Source organism: Streptomyces sp. NPDC048671 (genome assembly GCF_055587045.1).
In genome coordinates this window covers 39,046-59,998 of sequence record NZ_JBVJHB010000014.1, presented here as the reverse complement: position 1 = coordinate 59,998, position 20,953 = coordinate 39,046, and the positions used below count along the sequence as shown (strand labels likewise).

Sequence of the window (20,953 nt, the reverse complement as noted above, 5' to 3'; positions counted from 1 at the left end):
GCCATGAGCGACAGCCCTGCCCCCCTAGCAGACCCGCACCTCGTCTTCGACGCCGTGGAAGGCCGCCGGGATCTCGTCATCCTCGGCTCCACCGGGTCCATCGGCACCCAGGCCATCGACCTGGTGCTGCGTAACCCCGACCGCTTCCGTGTCACCGCGCTCTGCGCGGCGGGCGGCCGGGTCGCCCTCCTCGCCGAACAGGCACGCCGACTGCGGGTACGCACGGTGGCGGTCGCCGCTGCCGAAGCGGTGCCCGCCCTGCGCGAGGCGCTGCGGCAGGAGTACGGAACCGGGGAACCGCTCCCCGAGATCCTCGCCGGGCCGGACGCCGCCACGGAACTGGCCGCCGGCGACTGCCACACCGTGCTCAACGGGATCACCGGCTCGATCGGCCTCGCGCCCACGCTGGCCGCGCTCAAGGCGGGCCGCACCCTGGCACTCGCCAACAAGGAGTCGCTGATCGTCGGCGGTCCGCTGGTCAAGGCGCTGGCCGCGCCGGGCCAGATCATCCCGGTCGACTCCGAGCACGCCGCCCTCTTCCAGGCACTGGCGGCCGGCAAGCGCGCCGACGTGCGCAAGCTCGTCGTCACCGCGTCCGGCGGCCCGTTCCGCGGACGCACCAGGAGCGAGCTCGCGGACGTCACCAGGGAACAGGCGCTCGCGCACCCGACCTGGGCCATGGGCCCGGTCATCACGATCAACTCGGCGACCCTGGTCAACAAGGGGCTCGAGGTGATCGAGGCGCACCTCCTCTACGACATCCCCTTCGACCGCATCGAGGTCGTGGTCCACCCCCAGTCGTACGTCCACTCCATGGTGGAGTTCACCGACGGCTCCACCCTCGCCCAGGCCACCCCGCCCGATATGAGCGGACCGATCGCCATCGGCCTCGGCTGGCCGCAGCGCGTCCCCGACGCAGCCCCCGCCTTCGACTGGTCGAAGGCCTCGGCCTGGGAGTTCTTCCCGCTGGACACCGAGGCGTTCCCGTCCGTCGGACTCGCCCGGCACGTGGGCACGCTGGGCGGCACCGCACCGGCGGTGTTCAACGCGGCCAACGAGGAGTGCGTGGAGGCGTTCCTCGCCGGACGGCTGGCGTTCAACGCCATCATGGACACCGTCACGGCGGTGGTGGCCGAACACGGAACGCCGCCGACGGGAACTTCACTGACCGTCGCGGACGTCCTTGAAGCGGAGGCCTGGGCACGGACCCGGGCCCGTGAACTCTCGGCCAAGGCCGCAGCGGAGGCGCGCGCATGAGTATGACGTCGGTCCTGTTGACCGTTCTGGGTATCGCCGTCTTCGTCATCGGACTGCTTTTCTCCATCGCCTGGCACGAGCTGGGACACCTCTCGACCGCGAAGCTCTTCGGCATCCGCGTACCCCAGTACATGGTCGGCTTCGGCCCGACGATCTGGTCGCGCAAGAAGGGCGACACGGAGTACGGGTTCAAGGCCATCCCGGCGGGCGGCTACATCCGGATGATCGGGATGTTCCCGCCGGGGCCCGACGGCCGGATCGAGGCACGTTCCACCTCCCCGTGGCGCGGCATGATCGAGGACGCCAGGTCGGCCGCCTTCGAGGAGCTGGAACCGGGCGACGAGAAGCGCCTCTTCTACACGCGCAAGCCGTGGAAGCGCATGATCGTCATGTTCGCCGGACCGTTCATGAACCTGATCCTGGCCGTCGCGATCTTCCTCGGCGTGGCCATGACCTTCGGGTTCCAGACCCAGACGACCGAGGTCGCCGGCGTCCAGAAGTGCGTGATCTCCCAGAGCGAGAAGCGGGAGACCTGCAAGACGTCCGACCCGGTCTCGCCCGCCCAGGCGGCCGGACTCCTGGAGGGCGACAAGATCGTCGCCTTCAACGGCCAGAAGATCGACGAGTGGTCCACGCTCTCCGACCGGATCCGCGACACCATCGGCCCCGCCACCATCACGGTCCAGCGCGACGGCCAGGAGCAGACCCTGCACGCCGTGCTCAAGAAGAACGCGGTCGCGAAGAAGGACTCCGACGGCGAGGTGGTCCCCGGCAAGTTCGTCTCCGCCGGCTACCTCGGATTCGCGGCGCAGACGAAGATCATCCCGCTCTCCTTCGGTGACTCGGTCGTCCGCATGGGCGACATGCTCGAGAACGGCGTCGACTCGATCATCGCCCTGCCGTCCAAGATCCCCGACCTCTGGAACGCGGCCTTCTCGGACGGCGAGCGCGCGGCCGACTCCCCGGTGGGTGTCGTCGGTGCGGCCAGGATCGGCGGCGAGGTGATGACGCTGGACGTTCCGGCGCAGAACCAGATCGCGATGATGCTGTTCCTGCTGGCCGGCTTCAACCTCTCGCTGTTCCTCTTCAACATGCTGCCGCTGCTGCCGCTCGACGGCGGTCACATCGCGGGAGCGCTGTGGGAGGCGATCCGGCGGAACGCGGCGCGCGTCTTCAAGCGCCCCGACCCCGGCCCCTTCGACGTCGCCAAGCTGATGCCCGTCGCCTATGTGGTCGCCGGAGCTTTCATCTGCTTCACCCTGCTCGTGCTGGTGGCCGACGTCGTCAATCCGGTCAAGATCACCTGACCGGTGAGCCGGTCACACCTGATGTAACCCGAGAGACCGCGGATGCGCACGATGCGTCCGGTAGCCCACATTTTGTGCGGAAGCCGGACGCCGTGTGCCTCTTGTTGTCCTCGGTGCCGTAACCTCGAAGGTCGGAGCCCGCCGATCTCGGGACGTTGATCCACACCTTGGGGATGCTCAGCGCATGACTGCGATTTCTCTCGGAATGCCTACCGTTCCGACCCAGCTCGCCGTACGGCGGGTCAGCCGCAAGATCCAGGTCGGGTCGGTGGCGGTCGGCGGGGACGCGCCGGTTTCGGTGCAGTCGATGACGACGACACGTACGTCCGACATCGGTGCGACTCTGCAGCAGATCGCGGAGCTGACGGCGTCGGGGTGCCAGATCGTCCGGGTGGCGTGCCCGACACAGGACGACGCCGACGCACTCGCGACGATCGCGCGGAAGTCGCAGATCCCGGTCATCGCGGATATTCACTTCCAGCCGAAGTACGTCTTCGCGGCGATCGACGCGGGCTGTGCGGCGGTGCGGGTGAACCCCGGGAACATCAAGCAGTTCGACGACAAGGTGAAGGAGATCGCGCGGGCCGCCAATGACGCGGGGACCCCGATCCGGATCGGTGTCAACGCCGGTTCGCTGGACGCGCGACTGCTGAAGAAGTACGGCAAGGCGACCCCCGAGGCACTGGTGGAGTCGGCCCTGTGGGAGGCGTCGCTCTTCGAGGAGCACGGCTTCCGGGACATCAAGATCTCGGTCAAGCACAACGACCCGGTCGTGATGGTCAACGCCTACCGGCAGCTCGCCGCGCAGAGCGACTACCCGCTCCACCTCGGCGTGACCGAGGCCGGACCGGCGTTCCAGGGGACCATCAAGTCGGCCGTCGCCTTCGGCGCCCTGCTCAGCGAGGGCATCGGCGACACGATCCGCGTCTCGCTGTCCGCGCCGCCCGCCGAGGAGGTCAAGGTCGGGCTCCAGATCCTGGAGTCGCTGAACCTGAAGCAGCGCCGCCTGGAGATCGTGTCCTGCCCCTCGTGCGGCCGCGCCCAGGTGGACGTGTACAAGCTCGCGGACCAGGTCACCGCCGGCCTGGAGGGCATGGAGGTGCCGCTGCGCGTCGCCGTGATGGGCTGCGTCGTCAACGGCCCCGGCGAGGCCCGCGAGGCCGACCTCGGCGTCGCGTCCGGCAACGGCAAGGGCCAGATCTTCGTCAAGGGCGAGATCATCAAGACGGTGCCCGAGTCGAAGATCGTCGAGACCCTCATCGAGGAAGCCCTGAAGATCGCCGAACAGATGGAGAAGGACGGCATCGCCTCCGGCGAGCCCGAGGTCTCCATCAGCTGAACCCCGTGAATCCCAGGACAGCGCCCCGCCGGAGAACTCCCGCGGGGCGTTGCCCGTGAGCAGGCTCACCGTCTTGCGCAGAAGCTGTTCACGGCCACGAGCGGCAGCCCCCGGCCTCTTTCGGTACAGTGCGGAAATCAGCAGACCGCATGGTGAGGCCCCCTCGTGTTGACGCAGACCACCACCCGGGTCCTCGAACCCAGCGACCTCGGTGCCGCGCTCGCGGTGCTGGAGAGCGAACCCGTAGCCAACGCCTTCGTGACCTCCCGGGTCCAGATCGCAGGCCTCGACCCATGGCGCCTCGGCGGCGAGATGTGGGGCTGGTACGCCGACGGGCAGCTGCGCTCCCTCTGCTACTCCGGGGCCAATCTCGTCCCCATCTGCGCCACCCCCGAAGCCGTCAGGGCCTTCGCCGACCGCGCCCGCAGGGCCGGCCGCCGCTGCTCCTCGATCGTCGGCCCCGCCGAGCGGACCGCACAGCTGTGGCGGCTGCTCGAACCGGGCTGGGGCCCCGCCCGCGATGTCCGGGCCAACCAGCCGCTCATGGTCGCCGAGAGCCCCGCCGCCGATGTGGCGCCCGATCCGCAGGTCCGCCGCGTCCGCAGGGACGAGATGGACGTCCTGATGCCGGCCTGCGTGGCCATGTTCACCGAGGAGGTCGGCATCTCCCCGCTCGCGGGCGACGGCGGACTCCTCTACCAGGCCCGCGTCGCCGAACTCGTCGCCGCCGGCCGCTCCTTCGCCCGGATCCAGGACGGCAAGGTCGTCTTCAAGGCCGAGATCGGCGCCACCACCTCTCAGGCCTGCCAGATCCAGGGGGTCTGGGTCGCCCCGGAATTCCGCGGCCGCGGATACTCCGAGACCGGCATGGCGGCCGTCCTGCGCCACGCGCTGACCGAGGTCGCACCGATCGTCAGCCTGTACGTCAACGACTACAACACCCCCGCGCGCAGGTCGTACAGCCGGATCGGCTTCCGCGAGGTCGGCGCGTTCATGAGCGTCCTGTTCTGACCCGGCCGCTCGCGCCGCCCCCGCCCGGCGCCGACCCGTACCCCGTACCCCGCCACGGACAGTAGGGTCTGTCCATGGCAGCAGCTTCCGGGGGCGGCCCCCACACTCCCAGCGTCCGGATCGGACCGATCGATCTCGCCGCACGCGTGGACGAGGCGCTCGCCGTGCAGGCCGTCGCGTTCGGCCTCGGCCCCGGCGAGATCGAAGTGCGCCGCCATATCGTCCTCAGACACCTCGACCACCCCCGCGCCCGCGCGCTGGGCGCCCTGACCCCGGAGGACCGGCTCGTCGGCTTCGTCTACGGAATGCCGAACGACCGGGGTCACTGGTGGTCCACCGTCGTCGAGCCCTATCTGCGCGCCACCGACGCCACGCGCTGGCTCGACGACTCCTTCGTGATCACCGAACTGCACGTCCACCCGGAGTTCCAGAACCGCGGGATCGGCCGCGCCCTGATCACCACTGTCACCGACGCCGTCGACCAGCCACGCTCCATCCTCTCCGCGATCGACACGGAGAGCCCGGCACGCGGCCTGTACCGCTCCCTCGGCTATCAGGACCTGGCCCGGCAGGTGCTCTTCCCCAGCGCTCCCAAGCCGTACGCGGTCATGGGAGCACCGCTTCCGCTGCTCCGCCGGACGCGTGAGTGACCCAATCGATTTCCGCCCGCCCCCGCCGCCCGGCTAACCTCCTGCACATCACCCTTCCGAGCAGGAGTTCACCATGGCCCAGGTCCAGCGCATGTCCCGATTGATGATCAAGACACTGCGTGACGACCCGGCGGACGCCGAGACGCTCAACCACAAGCTGCTCGTCCGGGCCGGATACGTACGTCGCACCGCCGCCGGCATCTGGTCCTGGCTGCCGCTCGGCAAGAAGGTCCTGGACAACGTCAGCCGCGTCGTCCGCGAGGAGATGGACGCCATCGGCGGCCAGGAGGTGCTGCTCCCCGCGCTGCTGCCCAAGGAGGCGTACGAGGCGAGCGGCCGGTACGAGGAGTACGGCGACCTGCTGTTCCGGCTCAAGGACCGCAAGGGCGCCGACTACCTCCTGGGCCCCACCCACGAGGAGATCTTCACCCAGGTCGTCAAGGACATGTGCTCGTCCTACAAGGACCTGCCCGTGATCCTCTACCAGATCCAGACCAAGTACCGCGACGAGGCCCGCCCCCGCGCCGGAGTGCTGCGCGGCCGCGAGTTCCAGATGAAGGACTCGTACTCCTTCGACACCACCGACGAGGGTCTCGCCGAGGCGTACCAACTGCACCGCGGCGCCTACATCCGGATCTTCGAGCGGCTCGGCCTCGACCACCGCATCGTCTCCGCCGTCTCCGGCGCCATGGGCGGCTCGGCGTCCGAGGAGTTCCTCGCGCCCGCCCCGGCCGGCGAGGACACCTTCGTCGACTGCCCCGGCTGCGACTACGCGGCCAACACCGAGGCCGTGACCTACAAGTCCACCCCGGCCGACGCCTCGGGCACCGGTGCCGTCGAGGAGCTGGACACCCCCGACACCCCGACCATCGAGACCCTCGCCGCCCACCTCGGCGTCCCGGCCTCCGCCACCCTGAAGAACCTCCTGGTCAAGGTCGACGGCGAGATCGTGGCCGTGGGCGTGCCCGGTGACCGCGAGGTCGACCTCGGCAAGCTCGGGGAGCACCTCGCCCCCGCCGTCGTCGAGCTCGTCACCGCCGAGGACTTCGTGGGCCGCCCCGACCTGGTACGCGGCTACGTCGGCCCGCAGGGCCTGGAGAAGGTCCGCTACATCGCCGACCCGCGCATCGCGTCCGGCACCGCCTGGATCACGGGCGCCAACAAGGAGGGCACGCACGCGAAGAACGTCGTCGCGGGCCGTGACTTCGAGGTCGACGACCACCTCGACGTCGTCGTCGTCGAGGCGGGCGACCCCTGCCCCAACTGCGGCACCGGCCTCCAGGTGGACCGTGCCATCGAGATCGGCCACATCTTCCAGCTCGGCCGCAAGTACGCCGACATCTTCTCCCTCGACGTCCTCGGCCAGCAGGGCAAGCCCGTCCGCGTCACGATGGGCTCGTACGGCATCGGCGTCTCCCGCGCGGTGGCCGCCCTCGCCGAGCAGACCGCCGACGACAAGGGCCTGTGCTGGCCCCGCGAGATCGCCCCGGCCGATGTGCACGTGGTCGCCGCAGGCAAGGCGCTCCAGACCGAACTGGCCCTCGACGTCTCCGCGAAGCTGGGCGCGGCCGGGCTGCGCGTCCTGGTCGACGACCGCCCGGGTGTCTCGCCCGGCGTCAAGTTCACCGACTCCGAGCTCATCGGCGTCCCGCAGATCCTGGTCGCCGGCCGCCGCTCCGCCGAAGGCGTCCTGGAGCTGAAGGACCGCCGCACCGGCGAGCGCGAGGAGCTCACCGTCGACGAGGCGATCGCCCGCCTCACCGAGCAGGGCTGAGCACTCACCACACGCAGGAGGGCGCCGCACGGACATCCGTGCGGCGCCCTCCTGCCTGCGGGACAACCCAATACAGGCCCTACAGCCAGCCCGCGAACTCCAGCGTCACTTCGCCCTCCTGGCCGCGGCCGGCGGCCAGCGCCCGGGTACCGGACTCCACCGCACGGAACAGCGTCCAGCCGTGCAGCCGCTCACGGTCCACATCCAGCGCGTCCGCGAGCTTCTTGACCCTGCGCCGGGCCGTCACCGCGCCACCCGGCGAGGCGATCAGATCCTCGACCCGGTCCCGCACCAGCCGCGCCAGATCGTAGGCCCGCTCGCCGACCAGCGGCTCGGGCCCGACCGTCAGCCAGGGCGCGCGCTCGCCCGCGAGCACCTTGCTCTGCCGGAAGTTGCCGTGCAGCAGCAGGGTTTCGGGGGAGTGGGCGACCAGTTCCTCGCGCGCGGCCAGGGCCGCCGAGACCAGGGGTTCGAGGTCCGGATCGGCCTCGGCGGCGGCCCGCATGGGACCGGTCCGACGCGCGGTCCGTTCGGCGACCGTCTCGAAGGCGTGACCGGCCGGCGGCTCGACCCACAGCCGCCGTACCGTGCCAGCCGCCTCCAGCAGGGCCTTCGCCTCCGGCAGCGAACGCAGCGACACCTCGGGGTGCAGCCGCTCCAGCAGCAGGGCGCCGGCGGCGGGGTGCCCGGGGAGCAGATCCTCGCCCGGCTCGATCAGCCGCACCGCGCCCCAGCCGTTCCAGTGCGCCAGCGCCGCCCTTTCGAGCTCGGGCGCGGCCCCGGACGGAGAGATCTTCAGCGCCGCCGGGGCGCCGTCACCGCCTCGCACCAGGAGGACCAGGCTGCTGCGCCCGCCCGGAGCCGCGACCCGGTCCACGGACAGTTCCTGTCCGGCCCCGGCCAGCGCTCGCCCGGTCAGTGCGGGAAGCCCCGCGAGCCATTCGCCGGCGGCCGTATCCCCGTACGACTCGCCGAGCGCTCGCACCAGACGCTGCGGCGGTTCAAAACCCATACGTGCCGTGTTCCCTTTCAGAGCCTGCTTCAGTGCGTCGTGCCGGTCCGGCCCTTCGCATCGGAACCGATCCTCGCGCCGGCACCCGTCGTCTCGTCCTTCTCACCGGTACCGTCCTTGCGGGACCCGTCGGCGGCCCGCTCGGCGAGCCCGGGAAAGGGTACGCCGCTGCCCCGCCAGCGCACCGCGCGCACCGCGGCCTCCCGCAACGCGTCCGCGGCCTCCCGCCGCAGCGGGCCCTCGGCGGCCCGTACGAGGTCGGAGTAGACGTCCGCGACCCGGTCCTCCAGCACGGCGGCGAGCCGCACCGCCGCGGCCGGTCCTGGCACCGCGAACGGCAGAGCGTACGCGGGGTCCGACGCCACCGGCTCACCGCCAAGCCCGCGCACCGTCCGCACCAGCGCGTCGCGGCGGGCCCGGTGGGCGTGGTGGGCGGCGGTGGCCTCGGCCCGGCGGCCCGCGGCGACCCGGCCGCCCGCCACCCCGTACCCGTACACCGCGGCGTGTTCGGCGGCCAGCGCCGCCTGTGCGGCCTTCAGCGCCCCGTCGCGCCCGTCCTGGTCGCTCACGCCTTCGTCTCCTTGGCCAGTTCGGTCAGCAGGTAGGAGTGCGCCGAAGCGGCCGCCGCGACCGAGGCGAGCAGCCGGGCCAGCTCCGGGGGCGCCTCCAGCAGGGCCGCCGTGTGCGAGGCCGCGGCGCGGCGCTCGGCGGCGGCCAGTGCCTTGACGGCCTCCAGGGGGCCGCCGGCGGGCCGCGTCCGGACGAGTTCGAGCGAGGCCGCCCCGGCCGGGGCGAGGGCCTTGGCGTGGGCGCGGACGGCGTCGCGCAGCGGGGTGAGCCCGGCCGCGGTCGCCGGATGGGTGGCGAGCACGTGCTCGTACTGCCCGAGGAGGGACGCCGTCACGCCGACGGCCTTCTTCCGCAGCGAGGTCTCCGACCGCACCGCCGACGAACTGTCGGACGCGGTCCGGGCGTCGGTGTGCGCGGAACCCTTCCGGCCGCCGCCCTCGTCATCGCCGTCGCTTCCGCAGCCGGCCAGTATCGCCCCCATGGCGATCGCTCCCGTCGCGGTGAGCGCGCCCCTGCGCGTCGTCCCCGTGCGCCGCACGTGTTCTCCTTCGGGCCTGGACCTGTCTTGACCGGATGTGTCCGGAAGTGATCACCGCAGGCGAGCGTACCCGCGCTCGGGGGGCCGGCGGACGGCAACACCCCTCGGGACCGGATACCCTTTGACCAGACACGCGACGATCCCCACAACAGCACACGCGGCCGAGGAGTCACCCGGATGAGCACCACCCAGAGCGAGAGGCTGCGCGGGCTGGTAGAACCGCTCGTCAGCGCCGAGCAGCTGGATCTGGAAGAGATCGAAGTGTCCCGGGCCGGCCGCCGCCGGGTGCTGCGGATCATCGTGGACTCCGAAGAGGGCGTGGAGCTGGACACCTGCGCGGAACTGAGCCGGGCGATCTCCGCGCAGCTCGACGAGACCGATGTGATGGGCGAGGACGAGTACGTCCTGGAGGTCAGCTCTCCCGGTGCCGACCGCCCGCTGACGGAGCACCGCCACTACGTACGTGCCACGGGCCGGCTGGCCAGGCTCCAGCTGCGCGAGGGCGGCGAGCTGGTGGCCCGCATCCTCGCGGTCGACGACGAGGGCCTCGATCTCGAGGTGCCGGGCGTCAAGGGCCGCAAGCCCACGTCCCGCCGGATCGCCTTCGACGCGATCGACAGGGCGCGCGTGGAGCTGGAATTCAACCGCAAGGACAAGAAGGAAGAGGAGGCGTAGCCGTGGACATCGATGTGAAGCTTCTGAAGGGCTTGGCGCAGGACAAGGAGATTCCGTTCGACGTGCTCGTCGAGGCGATCGAGTCGGCCCTCCTCATCGCGTACCACCGCACGGACGGCAGCCACCGCCGGGCGCGCGTGGAGCTGGACGAGCGTGGCCACGTGACGGTGTGGGCCAAGGAGGACCCGGCCGATCTGGAGGAGGGCCAGGAGCCCAAGGAGTTCGACGACACCCCGTCGGGCTTCGGCCGGATCGCCGCGACCACCGCCAAGCAGGTCATCCTCCAGCGGCTGCGCGACGCCGAGGACGACCGGACGTTCGGCGAGTACGCGGGCCACGAGGGCGATGTCGTCACCGGCGTCGTCCAGCAGGGCAAGGACCCCAAGAACGTCCTGGTCGACATCGGCAAGCTGGAGGCCATCCTGCCGGTGCAGGAGCAGGTGCCCGGCGAGGAGTACACCCACGGCCTGCGGCTGCGTACCTACGTCGTACGGGTGGCCAAGGGCGTGCGCGGTCCGTCGGTGACGCTGTCGCGGACCCACCCCAACCTGGTGAAGAAGCTCTTCGCGCTGGAGGTCCCGGAGATCGCCGACGGTTCCGTCGAGATCTGCGCGATCGCCCGCGAGGCCGGCCACCGCACCAAGATCGCGGTCCGCTCCACCCGCTCCGGTCTCAACGCCAAGGGCGCCTGCATCGGCCCGATGGGCGGCCGTGTGCGCAATGTCATGGCCGAGCTGCTCGGTGAGAAGATCGACATCGTGGACTGGTCGGACGACCCGGCCGAGATGGTCGCCAACGCGCTGTCGCCCGCCCGGGTCAGCGAGGTCGAGGTCGTGGACCTCGGCGCGCGCTCCGCCCGGGTCACCGTGCCGGACTACCAGCTGTCGCTGGCGATCGGCAAGGAGGGGCAGAACGCCCGTCTCGCCGCCCGTCTGACGGGCTGGCGCATCGACATCCGCCCGGACACCGAGACCGACGCCGAGCGCGATGTGGCCGACCGCGAGCGGGCCGAGCGGGCCCGGGAGCGTGCCGAGCGGAGCTGATCCGGAGACGGGCCGGGCGCGGATCCGACAGCGCGCCGCGGCCCGGCCCGGACCGGGCCCACAAGGAATAGATCTCGTCGGTATGCCGCTGAGATCACGACAACATCCGTTCGATCGTTGCCCCAAACAGGTGAGGTCGATACGGGGAGGTAGACTTAAACGTGTCTGGCCGGACGCACGCCCGCGCTTGCCCTGAGCGAACCTGTGTGGGATGCCGGGAGCGAGCGGCCAAGAGCGAGCTGCTGCGCATCGTGGCGGATGGGGACGCATGCGTCCCCGACCCTCGCGGTACGCTGCCCGGCCGGGGTGCGTACGTACACCCCGAATCTGTCTGTCTCGACCTGGCGGTTCGCCGCCGGGCATTCCCCCGGGCCTTCAAGGCCAAGGGGCCGTTCGACCCCGCTGCGGTTCAGCGGTTCGTCGGACGGGTGACACCGTAGGAACAGGAACAGGAAATTGAACGGCACGGGTCCCCGTGCGGTCAGGTACCTCGCGAGTTGGAAGTAGGTCGAGATTGCGATGAGCACTCGATGAGTACGCGATGAGTACGCCCATGAAGTAGCGACGGTCCGGCGGTAACCCGGACCTAAAAGGAGCGAAGTGGCTAAGGTCCGGGTATACGAACTCGCCAAGGAGTTCGGGGTTGAGAGCAAGGTCGTCATGGCCAAGCTCCAAGAACTCGGTGAATTCGTACGTTCGGCGTCCTCGACGATCGAGGCGCCGGTTGTACGCAAGTTGACTGACGCACTGCAGGGTCCCGGTGGCAACGCCGCCGGCAAGTCCGCTGCAAAGCCTGGCGCGCCCCGCAAGGCCGCCCCCGTGAAGCCCGCAGCGCCCTCCCCGGCCGCTGCGGCACGTCCCGCTGCCCCGAAGCCCGGCGTACCGGCTGCCAAGCCGGCCGCTGCCGAGGCTCCGGAGAGCAGCGCCCCCGCTGCGGCCTCCGCGCCGTCGGCGGGCCCGCGTCCGGGCCCCAAGCCCGCACCCGTGAAGCCCGCCCCGGTGACCCCGGTGCCCGCAGCCGAGTTCTCGGCTCCGGCCCCGGCACAGCCGGCCGCACCGCAGCAGCAGGCCCCGCGTCCCGCGGGTGCCACCCCGGGACCGCGTCCCGCCAGTAACCCTGCCCGTCCGGCTCCGGCCGGCGGTCAGCGTGACGGTGGCCGCGAGGGCGGTCAGCGTGAAGGCGGCCGTGGCGGCGAGCGCGACGGCGCCCGTGGCGGCGACCGTCCGGCGCGTCCCGCAGGCCAGGGCGCCCCGCGTCCCGGCGCACGTCCGGCGGGTCCCCGTCCGGGCAACAACCCGTTCACCTCCGGCGGCTCGACGGGCATGGCCCGTCCGCAGTCGCCCCGTCCCGGTGGCGCCCCGCGTCCCGGTGGCGGCTCGGAGCGCCCCGGCGCCCCGCGTCCGCAGGGCGGCCCCGGCGGCGCCCCGCGCCCGCAGGGTCAGGGCGGCGCACGTCCGTCTCCGGGCGGCATGCCGCGCCCGCAGGCTCCTCGCCCCGGCGGCGCCCCCGGCGCCGCAGGTGGTAACCGTCCCAACCCGGGCATGATGCCGCAGCGTCCCGCTGCCGGCCCGCGTCCCGGTGGTGGCCCCGGCGGTGGCCGTGGTCCCGGTGCCGGCGGCGGCGGTCGTCCCGGCGGCGGTGGCGGCGCAGGCCGTCCCGGTGGCGGCGGCTTCGCAGGCCGTCCGGCCGGTCCCGGTGGCGGTGGCGGCGGTTTCGCCGGTCGTCCCGGTGGCGGCGGTGGCGCTCCCGGTCGTCCGGGTGGCGGCGGCTTCGGCGGTCGTCCCGGCTTCGGCGGACGTCCCGGTGGCCCCGGTGCCCGTGGTGGCACACAGGGTGCCTTCGGCCGTCCCGGCGGTCCCGCGCGTCGTGGCCGCAAGTCGAAGCGGCAGAGGCGCCAGGAGTACGAGTCGATGCAGGCCCCGTCGGTGGGCGGCGTCATGCTGCCCCGCGGCAACGGGCAGGCTGTCCGGCTGTCTCGCGGTGCTTCGCTCACGGACTTCGCGGAGAAGATCAACGCGAACCCGGCGTCGCTCGTCGGCGTGATGATGAACCTCGGCGAGATGGTCACTGCCACGCAGTCCGTCCCGGACGAGACGCTGAAGATGCTCGCGGACGAGATGAACTTCGTCCTGGAGATCGTCAGCCCCGAGGAGGAGGACCGCGAGCTGCTCGAGTCCTTCGACATCGAGTTCGGCGAGGACGAGGGCGGCGAAGAGGCCCTGGTCTCCCGTCCGCCGGTCGTGACCGTCATGGGTCACGTCGACCACGGTAAGACCCGGCTGCTGGACGCGATCCGCAAGACGAACGTCGTCGCGGGCGAGGCCGGCGGTATCACGCAGCACATCGGTGCGTACCAGGTCGGCGCCGAGGTCAATGGCGAGGACCGCAGGATCACCTTCATCGACACCCCGGGTCACGAGGCGTTCACCGCCATGCGTGCACGTGGTGCGAAGTCCACCGACATCGCGATCCTCGTGGTGGCGGCGAACGACGGTGTGATGCCCCAGACGATCGAAGCGTTGAACCACGCCAAGGCGGCCGACGTGCCGATCGTGGTCGCGGTCAACAAGATCGACGTCGAGGGCGCGGACCCGGTCAAGGTGCGCGGCCAGCTCACCGAGTTCGGGCTGGTGGCCGAGGAGTACGGCGGCGACACGATGTTCGTCGACATCTCCGCCAAGCAGGGCCTCAACATCGAGGCTCTTCTGGAGGCCGTCGTCCTCACCGCCGACGCCTCGCTCGACCTGCGGGCCAACCCGGAGCAGGACGCTCAGGGTATTGCGATCGAGTCCCACCTCGACCGCGGCCGCGGTGCCGTCTCGACCGTCCTCGTCCAGCGCGGCACGCTGCGCATCGGCGACACGGTGGTTGTCGGCGACGCGTACGGCCGAGTCCGCGCGATGCTCGACGACAAGGGCGAGAACGTCGAGGAAGCGGGTCCCTCGACCCCCGTCCTCGTGCTGGGTCTCACCAACGTCCCGGGTGCCGGCGACAACTTCCTGGTGGTCGACGAGGACCGTACGGCCCGTCAGATCGCCGAGAAGCGTGCCGCTCGTGAGCGCAACGCCAACTTCGCCCGCAAGGGTGTCCGGTTCTCCCTGGAGAACCTGGACGAGGCGCTCAAGGCCGGTCTGGTCCAGGAGCTCAACCTCATCATCAAGGGCGACGCGTCCGGTTCGGTGGAGGCTCTCGAGTCCTCGCTGCTCCAGCTCGACGTCGGTGAAGAGGTCGACATCCGGGTCCTGCACCGCGGTGTGGGTGCGGTCACCGAGTCGGACATCAACCTGGCGACCGGCTCCGACGCCATCGTGATCGGCTTCAACGTGCGCGCCGCAGGGCGTGCCGCGCAGATGGCCGACCGCGAAGGTGTGGACGTCCGGTACTACTCGGTCATCTACCAGGCGATCGAAGAGATCGAAGCGGCCCTCAAGGGCATGCTCAAGCCGGAGTACGAAGAGGTCGAGCTCGGTACGGCGGAGATCCGCGAGATCTTCCGCTCGTCCAAGCTGGGCAACATCGCCGGTGTGCTGGTCAGGTCCGGCGAGGTCAAGCGCAACACCAAGGCGCGCCTGCTCCGCGACGGCAAGGTCATCGCGGAGAACCTCAACATCTCCGGGCTGCGCCGCTTCAAGGACGACGTCACCGAGATCCGCGAAGGCTTCGAGGGCGGTATCAACCTCGGAAACTTCAACGACATCAAGATCGACGACGTCATCGCGACGTACGAGATGCGCGAGAAGCCGCGAGGCTGACCCGTACCTCAACAGTCGGGGCCGGTCGACGGGTCGTATTTCCGTCGATCGGCCCCGGCCGTTCCGTGTACGGTTCTTGTGTCCCTGCCAATCATTGGCAGGGCACGAACCCGAACCGGCGGGACATCCGGACATACATGTATGTGGGGACACTGTCCTTCGATCTGCTTCTCGGCGACGTACGGTCGCTGAAGGAGAAGCGTTCCGTGGTCCGTCCGATCGTCGCCGAGCTCCAGCGCAAGTACGGGGTGAGCGTGGCGGAGACGGGCGGCCAGGACCTCCATCGCAGGGCCGAGATCGGCCTCGCCGTGGTCTCCGGGGACACCGGGCACCTCACGGACGTGCTGGACCGGTGCGAGCGGCTGATCGCCGGCCGGCCGGAAGTGGAGCTGCTGTCCGTACGGCGGCGGCTGCACAGCGACGAAGACGATTGAGCAAGGCGAGAAGGAGACGGACCAGTGGCCGACAACGCGCGGGCTAAGAAGCTGGCGGACCTCATCCAGGAGGTGGTCGCCGAGAAACTGCAGCGCGGAATCAAGGACCCGCGCCTGGGTACGCACGTGACCATCACGGACACCCGCGTCACCGGCGACCTGCGGGAGGCCACGGTCTTCTACACGGTCTACGGCGACGACGAGGACCGGGCGAGCGCGGCAGCCGGACTGGAGAGCGCCAAGGGCATCCTGCGCTCGGCGGTCGGTGCGGCGGCGGGGACGAAGTTCACCCCCACGCTCGCCTTCATGGCGGACGCGCTGCCCGAGAACGCCAAGGCGATCGAGACCCTCCTCGACCGGGCACGGGCCTCGGACGCCAAGGTGCGCGAGGCGTCCTCGGGCGCCACGTACGCCGGCGACGCCGACCCGTACCGCAAGCCGGAGGACGAGACCGACGAGGACACCGCCTCCGAATGACAGCGCAGAACAAGACGCCGGACGGCCTTGTCATTGTCGACAAGCCGTCCGGCTTCACTTCGCACGACGTCGTCGCCAAGATGCGCGGCATCGCCCGGACCCGCCGCGTCGGTCATGCCGGCACGCTGGACCCGATGGCGACGGGCGTTCTCGTGCTCGGCGTGGAGCGGGCCACCAAACTCCTGGGCCATCTCGCGCTGACCGAGAAGGAGTACCTCGGCACGATCCGGCTCGGCCAGGACACCGTCACGGACGACGCCGAGGGCGAGATCACCTCGTCCACCGACGCCTCCGGAGTGTCACGCGCGGGCATCGACGCGGGGGTCGCCGAACTGACCGGCGCCATCATGCAGGTGCCGTCCAAGGTCAGCGCCATCAAGATCGACGGCAAGCGGTCCTACGCGCGGGTGCGCGGCGGCGAGGAGTTCGAGATCCCGGCCCGGCCGGTGACCATCTCGTCCTTCAACGTCTACGACGTCCGCGAGGCCGTCGCCGAGGACGGCACCCCGGTGGTCGACCTGGTCGTCTCGGTGGTCTGCTCCTCCGGTACGTACATCCGGGCCATCGCCCGCGACCTCGGCGCCGGACTCGGCGTGGGCGGGCACCTCACCGCGCTGCGGCGCACCCGCGTCGGCCCGTACGGCCTCGACGGGGCCAGGACCCTGGACCAGCACCAGGAAGAGCTGGTCGTGATGCCGGTGGCCGAGGCCGCCGCCTCGGCCTTCCCGCGCTGGGACGTCGACGAGAGGCGGGCCAGGCTGCTGCTCAACGGGATGCGGCTGGACATGCCCGCGTACCCGCCGGGGCCGGTCGCGGTCTTCGGACCCGACGAGCGGTTCCTGGTCCTCGTCGAGGAGCAGAAGGGCAAGGCCAAGAGCCTCGCCGTCTTCGGCTGAGCGCCTCGGACGCCCGCATCGCACCGTGGAGCGGGCCGGGCCCGGTGCCCACTCCACGATCCCCATCGCTTCGTGTGCCGCTTCCTGTCCAGCGAACGCCCCCGATTCACCCCAACGGGCAGGCGCTCGGAGTGAATCAGGGGTGCGAACGGGGGCGCTTTCGCTCTGATCGCTCCGTGTCGATCACGGCGGACCTAACGTCGGATCATGGGATGCGGGGACCGGGCGACGCTGGTACAACTGTGCGATCCGGCCGGCCGGCCGAGGGGGACCGGGTTCGTCGCGGACGACCGGGGCACGGTCGTGACCAGTCACGAGGCGGTCGACGGGGTCACCCACCTCGTGCTGCGCGGCGCGGACGGACGCAGTTGCCGCGTCGAGGCCGATGACATCACCGCACTGCCCGAGCTGGATCTCGCGCTCCTGCCCACCGGCGGACCGGACGCGCTGGGCGCGCAGCCGCTGCCGATCGTGGAGCGGGAGCGGATCGAGGCCGGTACGTATGTGACGATCGCGGCGCACGGCTGGCGCGAGGCACGTGTCCTGGGCCCGGCCCCGGTGACGTACACCGCGGGCGGCGCCACCCACCGGATCGGCCGGGCGCTGGAACTGGCCCTCGGTACGGACGGCCGCGACGCGCTCCTGCTCGGCGGCGCCGCGGTGGGCGGACCGGTCCTGGACCCGGACACCGGCGCGGTCATCGCGGTTCTCGGCACCGCCCTGCGCGCCGGACACGCCGCCGCCGGATGCGCGGTGCCGCTGGCCGGGGCGGGCGACGGGGGACCGCTGGGCGCCCTGCTGCTGCGCAACGCCATGAGCGTCCCCGGCTACGGCCGGGACCTGAACCTCGCCGGGGCCCTCCAGCTGACCGCCATGTCCGTCGGCTCGGCGGGCGGACCTGGCACCTGCCCCGATCCGGTGGAGCGGCCCGAAGCCACCGCGGAGTTCAACGCCTTCGCCGCTGCCGGTCCGGCGACGGCCGCCGGGGAGAGCGCGGTGGTCCTGGGCCTGGTCGGCGAGCCGGGCACCGGACGCACCACCGAACTCGCCGCGCTCGCCGCCCGCCGGGCCCGCGGCCCGGTACCCGCGCTCACCCTGTGGCTGCGCGGCGCCGATCTGCTGGCCGACGACACCTCCGTGGCCGACGCGATCGCCCGCACGCTCCGGCAGGCCGGACGCATCGTCACCGCCGCCGGGGCCCTCGGCGACATGGGGGCCGCCACCCCGGAGCGGGTGGCCCGGCTGGCAGCGGACTCCGGCAGCCCACTGCTCGTCCTGCTGGACGGTCCGGAGGAGATGCCGCCCGTCCTGGCGCACCGGCTGGCCCGGTGGAGCGCGGGCACGGTCGGCTGGCTGCGTTCGAGCGGGGCGCGGCTCGTCGTCGCCTGCCGCCCCGAGCACTGGGAGACCGCCGGCGCGCTCTGTCCGCCCGGCGCGCTGCACCGCCCGGCCACGCCCGCCAGGCGGCTGCCGTCCGCCCTGCGCATCGACGACCTCACGGTGGGCCAGACCGAGCTGGCCCGGCAGCGGTACGCGCTCCCGCCCGACGCGCTCGCCGCCGGCCACGACCGGCACCCGCTCACCCTGCGGCTGCTGGCGGAGGTACGCGCGGCCCTGCCCCCGGACACGCCGGGGCGGCCCGGTACGGAGGAGGTCTTCGGCGCGCACCTGGACCTGATGTGCCTGCGCATCGCGGTCCGGATCGCCGCCGAGTGCCGCCCGGCACCGAGGGGTACGGCGGTACGGCGGCTGGCGGCGCAGGTGGCGGGGCAGGTCCACGAGGCGGCCCGGCGCTGTCTGGGGCCGGGCCAGGGGGAGCTGGACCGGGCCGCGTTCGAGCACGTCTTCCCGTGGCGCACGGGCTGGGCGTCGGCCGTGCTCACCGAGGGGCTGCTCGTCCCGGCGGGAGCGGGCTACCGCTTCGCGCACGAGGAGCTGGGGGACTGGATCCAGGGCGCGCATCTGGACGTGGACGCCGCGCTGCGGGCCCTGGTGCACCGCTGGCATGCTCCGGGTGCCGCCACGGGGGAGAGCGGCGCGCGGGTTCCGCACCCCCGCCGCCCGGCTGCCGCCGACGGGCCCGACAGCGCGCCCGTGCCGGTGCCCGCTGCCGTGCCCGCGCCCGTGCCCGCTTCCGCGCCCGATCCCGCTTCCGTGCCCGATCCCGCTTCCGCTGCCGTCGGGGGAGCCGGGGGCGTGGAGCCGCGCACCCTCCCGGTGCCGCGCCACCGGATCGGCCCCGTGATCCAGGCGCTGCTGCTCCTGGGCCGCCGCCAGGGCCCCGCCGCGCTGGCCCACCGGCTGGCCGACCTGATCGAGGCGCTGGACCGGCTGCCGGCGGGGCGGGCAGCCGCTGCCGGTCCGGGTACGGCCTCCGGCACTGTCGCCGGTACTGTCACCGGTCCGCGCGACGCCTCGGGAACCGGCACCACCGGTCCGGGTACGGCCTCCGGCACTGTCGCCGGTACTGTCACCGGTCCGCGCGACGCCTCCGGAACCGGCACCACCGGTCCGGGTGCGGACCCCGGCGCCGGCGCCGTCGCCGTCACCGATTCGCGTACGGCCTCCGCCTCCGCCTCCGCCTCCGCCTCCGCCTCCGTCGAGCCGCTCTCCGCCGCCAGTGGCTGCCCGCCCCCCGACGCCCGCTGGTGGGCCGCGCATCTGCTCGCCGGGACACTGCTGCGGGTGCCCGACGCCCGACCGCATCTCGGGGTGCTCCGGCTGCTCGCCGGGCGCGTCGTCCGCAGCTCGGCCGAGGCGGGCGGGACCGGTGCGCAGGGGGTGTACGCCGAGTTCGGGCCGTGGTTCTGGCGGCGGCTGCGGCTGCCCGAGGCGGACCGGATGGACCTGTTCCGGCGGCTCGTGCCCGCAGACGGACCGCCGCGCGGCGAGGGCGACGCCGACGGCGGGCGCTTCCTGGACGCGGTGGCACGGCGGCTCGCCGCCCATCCGCGTACCCTCCAGCCGCTCCTGTGCGCCTGGTTCACCGATGAGCGGCCGCTCGCCGGCGAGGAGGCGGTGGCGATGCGCCCGACCGTCGCGGCGGCCGCGCAGGCCCTCCTGTACGCCCGCCGCGATCTCGCCGTGGACGATCTGACCGACACGCTCGTGTCGACCGACCACCCCCGCGCCGGGGAACTGCTCGCCGCGCTGGCTGAGGACGAGCCCTCGGCGCTGTGCCGGGCCGTCGAGCGGTGGTCCCGTGACGACGACCGCCGAGCCCGGCGGATCGCGGCCGCCTCGTACGGAGCGGTCGTCGCACCGAACCTCACCCGCGACGCCGACCGGGACCTGCTGCGCCGCTCCGCCCTCGCCCTGCTGGCCCGCCCCGGGGACACCGATCTGCACGGGCCGGCGCTGACCCGGCTCGTGGCCGATCCGCGGACCAGGGACCGCTATCTGCCGCAGGCGCTCCGCGCCTTCGCCGCGGGCGGCCCCCGGCTGTCCCCGGCCGCGCTCGCCGTCGCCCTGCCCACGCACCCCGAGCCGGTGCTGACCGCCTACCGCGACCGGCTGGTGCGGTCCGGGGACGGCGCGGGCGACGTGCTGCGCGCCCTCGCCGGGATCGACGCCCCCGCGCTCGCCCTGCACGCCGCCGGGCTCGTCCGGGCGTACGTCGACAGCCACCCCGAGGACACGGTGCACGCGGCGGCCTACCTCGACCGCAGGCTGGAGCACGGGCCGGCCGCCCGTGCCCTGCTGCTTCCCCTGCTGACCGGGCTGCTCCGGGACCGGCCCGCGACCGCGCCGGTCCGCGGTGCGCTCGCCGGGGTGCTGGCCTCACCCGGCAGCCCGGCCTCGCAGCCGCTGCGGGACGAGCTGCTGGAGGTGCTGCTGGACTTCGAGCAGGGCGGCGCGCACCGGGACCCGATCGTGCTCGACGCGCTGCTGCGGGCCGCGGCGGACGGCAGCGCGGGCCGCGGCGGCGCCCGCACCAGGGCCCTGGTCCACCGCACCGGGATGCTGCTCGTCCGGACCCCCGAAGGGGCCGCCCGGTTCGACCGCCGGCTGGTCGAACTGGCCCGTGACGTGCCCGGATTCGCCGCCCTGGTCACCGGGTGGCTGGCGGACGCCCCACAGGAGTGGGCGGCGGTGGTCGGCCCCAGCGCGCGGCGGACGGTGGAGGCCCTCGGGGGTGTCCCGGGAGCCCCGATCCCCATGCCGATGCAGGCCGCGGGGCGTGAGCATGGCAGTCTTAGACCTGCGTAAGAGACAGA

Annotated in this window: 17 protein-coding genes; 14 read left to right on the top strand and 3 right to left on the bottom strand. The window is 72.3% G+C overall.

The genetic code is table 11. The annotated features are described in order from the left end of the window. Window positions 1-3: 3 nt before the first annotated feature. The 6 genes from dxr (at window position 4) to ACZ6S6_RS27130 (ending at window position 7,338) form a co-directional block, all read left to right on the top strand. Window positions 4-1,257, top strand: coding sequence for a 1-deoxy-D-xylulose-5-phosphate reductoisomerase (dxr, locus tag ACZ6S6_RS27155; protein WP_362966470.1), 1,254 nt, complete (start codon window positions 4-6; stop codon window positions 1,255-1,257). After that, complete coding sequence (locus ACZ6S6_RS27150; protein WP_469707177.1) at window positions 1,254-2,564, top strand: M50 family metallopeptidase; 1,311 nt, start codon at window positions 1,254-1,256, stop codon at window positions 2,562-2,564. The genes dxr and ACZ6S6_RS27150 overlap by 4 nt, the downstream gene beginning before the upstream one ends. Before the next feature lie 184 nt (window positions 2,565-2,748). Next, window positions 2,749-3,903 carry a flavodoxin-dependent (E)-4-hydroxy-3-methylbut-2-enyl-diphosphate synthase gene (gene ispG, locus ACZ6S6_RS27145; protein WP_362966474.1) on the top strand — a complete coding sequence of 385 codons (1,155 nt, stop codon included), beginning with the start codon at window positions 2,749-2,751 and terminating at the stop codon, window positions 3,901-3,903. Between the two features lie 168 nt (window positions 3,904-4,071). Next, window positions 4,072-4,914 carry a GNAT family N-acetyltransferase gene (locus tag ACZ6S6_RS27140; protein ID WP_469707297.1) on the top strand — a complete coding sequence of 281 codons (843 nt, stop codon included), beginning with the start codon at window positions 4,072-4,074 and terminating at the stop codon, window positions 4,912-4,914. A gap of 74 nt (window positions 4,915-4,988) precedes the next feature. Further along, window positions 4,989-5,564, top strand: a complete 576-nt coding sequence (locus tag ACZ6S6_RS27135) for a GNAT family N-acetyltransferase (protein WP_362966477.1) — start codon at window positions 4,989-4,991, stop codon at window positions 5,562-5,564. A 73-nt stretch (window positions 5,565-5,637) separates the two neighbouring features. Then, window positions 5,638-7,338 (top strand): proline--tRNA ligase, encoded by a 1,701-nt coding sequence (locus ACZ6S6_RS27130; protein ID WP_469707176.1) that lies wholly within the window; start codon window positions 5,638-5,640, stop codon window positions 7,336-7,338. Between the two features lie 79 nt (window positions 7,339-7,417). On the opposite strand, the gene ACZ6S6_RS27125 is transcribed toward ACZ6S6_RS27130, so the two are convergent. The 3 genes from ACZ6S6_RS27125 to ACZ6S6_RS27115 are packed head-to-tail and all read right to left on the bottom strand — an operon-like array spanning window position 7,418 to window position 9,458. After that, window positions 7,418-8,350: an aminoglycoside phosphotransferase family protein gene (locus ACZ6S6_RS27125; RefSeq protein WP_469707175.1), complete on the bottom strand. Its 933-nt coding sequence runs from the start codon at window positions 8,348-8,350 to the stop codon at window positions 7,418-7,420. 29 nt (window positions 8,351-8,379) lie between these two features. Then, complete coding sequence (locus tag ACZ6S6_RS27120) at window positions 8,380-8,919, bottom strand: ferritin-like domain-containing protein (RefSeq protein ID WP_362966483.1); 540 nt, start codon at window positions 8,917-8,919, stop codon at window positions 8,380-8,382. Further along, entirely contained in the window at window positions 8,916-9,458 is a 543-nt protein-coding gene (locus ACZ6S6_RS27115) for a hypothetical protein (protein ID WP_469707174.1), read from the bottom strand. Before ACZ6S6_RS27115 ends, ACZ6S6_RS27120 begins: the two co-directional genes overlap by 4 nt. A 177-nt stretch (window positions 9,459-9,635) precedes the next feature. Here ACZ6S6_RS27115 and rimP point away from each other — a divergent pair, with 177 nt between their 5' ends. From rimP to ACZ6S6_RS27075, 8 genes are all read left to right on the top strand, one after another. Next, window positions 9,636-10,133 (top strand): ribosome maturation factor RimP, encoded by a 498-nt coding sequence (gene rimP / locus ACZ6S6_RS27110; RefSeq protein ID WP_362966487.1) that lies wholly within the window; start codon window positions 9,636-9,638, stop codon window positions 10,131-10,133. Between the two features lie 2 nt (window positions 10,134-10,135). Next, a complete protein-coding gene (nusA, locus tag ACZ6S6_RS27105) occupies window positions 10,136-11,176 on the top strand; it encodes a transcription termination factor NusA (protein ID WP_123462619.1) in 1,041 nt (346 codons plus the stop codon). Between the two features lie 161 nt (window positions 11,177-11,337). Further along, window positions 11,338-11,616, top strand: a complete 279-nt coding sequence (locus tag ACZ6S6_RS27100; RefSeq protein ID WP_362966489.1) for a YlxR family protein — start codon at window positions 11,338-11,340, stop codon at window positions 11,614-11,616. Window positions 11,617-11,776: 160 nt separating this feature from the next. After that, complete coding sequence (gene infB, locus ACZ6S6_RS27095; protein WP_469707173.1) at window positions 11,777-14,929, top strand: translation initiation factor IF-2; 3,153 nt, start codon at window positions 11,777-11,779, stop codon at window positions 14,927-14,929. Between the two features lie 137 nt (window positions 14,930-15,066). After that, the gene (locus ACZ6S6_RS27090; RefSeq protein ID WP_362966493.1) at window positions 15,067-15,363 is read left to right on the top strand and encodes a DUF503 domain-containing protein; all 297 of its coding nucleotides are present in this window, start codon (window positions 15,067-15,069) and stop codon (window positions 15,361-15,363) included. 24 nt (window positions 15,364-15,387) lie between these two features. Continuing rightward, window positions 15,388-15,840 (top strand): 30S ribosome-binding factor RbfA, encoded by a 453-nt coding sequence (gene rbfA, locus ACZ6S6_RS27085; protein ID WP_362966495.1) that lies wholly within the window; start codon window positions 15,388-15,390, stop codon window positions 15,838-15,840. Then, window positions 15,837-16,736 (top strand): tRNA pseudouridine(55) synthase TruB, encoded by a 900-nt coding sequence (gene truB, locus ACZ6S6_RS27080; protein ID WP_469707172.1) that lies wholly within the window; start codon window positions 15,837-15,839, stop codon window positions 16,734-16,736. Before rbfA ends, truB begins: the two co-directional genes overlap by 4 nt. A 207-nt stretch (window positions 16,737-16,943) precedes the next feature. Beyond that, complete coding sequence (locus ACZ6S6_RS27075) at window positions 16,944-20,945, top strand: trypsin-like peptidase domain-containing protein (RefSeq protein ID WP_469707171.1); 4,002 nt, start codon at window positions 16,944-16,946, stop codon at window positions 20,943-20,945. Window positions 20,946-20,953 lie beyond the last annotated feature (8 nt).